Below are 1764 nucleotides of genomic sequence, written 5' to 3' on the forward strand. Positions count from 1 at the left end.
CCCCCACCCCGGCCAACTCCACGGCCCGCGCGGGGCAGGCCCGCATCCAGTCGCTGGTCTCCTTCGGACCCACCTCCTCCAACCCCTCCCAGGGCTCCGCCACCGCCGACTGCTACGCCCTCACTCACTGGGCCTACATCGACGAGCTGGTGTTCTGGGGCGGCTCCGCCGGGGAGGGCCTGATCCTCGCCCCGAACGCGCCCGTCGTGGACGCGGCCCACCGGCACGGCGTCCCCGTCCTCGGCAACGTCTTCCTGCCGCCCGCCGCCTACGGCGGACAGCTCCGGTGGACCCGTGACCTGGTGCAGAAGGACGCCTCCGGCCACTACCCGCTCGCCGACCGACTGGTCGCCGTGGCCGCGGCGTACGGCTTCGACGGCTGGTTCGTCAACGCCGAGACCGGCGGCGGCGACAGCGCCCTGGGCGCCGACATGCTCGGCTTCGTCCGCGAGCTGAAACAGCTCGCCGCCGCCAAAGGCCAGCGGGTGACCTGGTACGACGCGATGACCGTGAACGGCACGGTGGACTGGCAGGGCGCGCTCGACAGCCGGAACCAGGCCCTCTTCCAGGTCGCCGACGACATGTTCGTCGACTTCCGCTGGAGCGCGGGCTCGCTCGCCTCCTCCGGCGACCTGGCCGAACAACTGGGCCGCAGCCGCTACGAGCTGTGGGCGGGCGTCGATGTGGAGTCGGGCGGCTGGAACACTGCCGTGGACTGGGACGCGATCGTGCCCGCCGACCGCCCGCACACCACCTCGATCGGCCTGTATCGGCCGGAGTGGACCCGCAACCACCTGCCCGCGGGGCACACCCCGGAGGAGTTCCACGCGGCCGACGACCGGTTCTGGACCGGCCGCTCCCTCGACCCGTCCCGGCCCGACGCGACCGACGGCTGGCGGGCACCCGCCCTGTCCGTGGCGGACCGGTCCACGATCACCGCGCTGCCGTTCGCGACCGTCTTCAACACCGGGCACGGCCTGCGCTGGTACGAGGACGGCGCGGTCACCTCCGACAGGGCGTGGAACCACCTCGGTCTGCAGGACCGGCTGCCCTCCCGCCGCTGGGTGGTCCGCACGCAGGGGCAGCGGCCCGCGGTCTCCTTCGACTTCGCCGACGCCTGGCGCGGTGGCAGCAGCGTGCTCGTGGACGGCGCCCTGGACCGGCCCGCCGTCCTCGACCTGTACGCGACCCGGCTGCCGCTCGGCCGCGACACGGTGGTCGAGCTGACCCACCGCGCGGACGCCGGACAGGTCCGTATCGAGCTGGCCGTGGCCACCGCCGAGCCGGACGCGGCCGGGGCGGCGCCCCCGTACACGTACCTGCCCGTGCCCGCCGCGGCCGGCGCGGGCTGGCACACCTCCACCGTCCGGCTCGCGGGCCTGGCGGGGAAGACCGTGCACGCCCTCGGCGTCCGGCTCACCGCCACCGGCGACGGCGTCCCGGTGCGCTGGCGGCTCGGCGGCCTCGCCGTCCACGACCGCCCCCCCCCCCCGGCCGCACCCTCCCGGCCCCGGCTCCCCCCCCCCCCCCGCCGGCCCCCTCCCCCCGCCCGCCACCCGGCACCCCGTGCCCCCCCCCCCCCCCCCCCCCCCCCCCTGCCGCCCCCCCCCCCCCCCCCCCCCCCCCTCCCCCCCCCCCCCCCGCCCCCCCCCCCCCCCGCCGCCGCCCCCCCGCCCCCCCCGCCCCCCCCCCGCCGGTCGCCACCCCCCCGCCCCCGCGCGGCGCCCGCCGGGCCTGCAGGACCGCGCTCAGGGCACCCAGGCC

General features: G+C 77.9%; 1 protein-coding gene. It reads left to right on the forward strand.

What is annotated here, in order from left to right; all coding sequences use genetic code 11:
• Positions 1-1764, forward strand: a 1764-nt coding sequence (locus GV126_RS35095; protein WP_236570391.1) for an endo-beta-N-acetylglucosaminidase, incomplete at both ends; no start/stop codon positions are given.

This window comes from Streptomyces mexicanus (assembly GCF_902506575.1).
GTDB lineage: Bacteria > Actinomycetota > Actinomycetes > Streptomycetales > Streptomycetaceae > Streptomyces > Streptomyces mexicanus.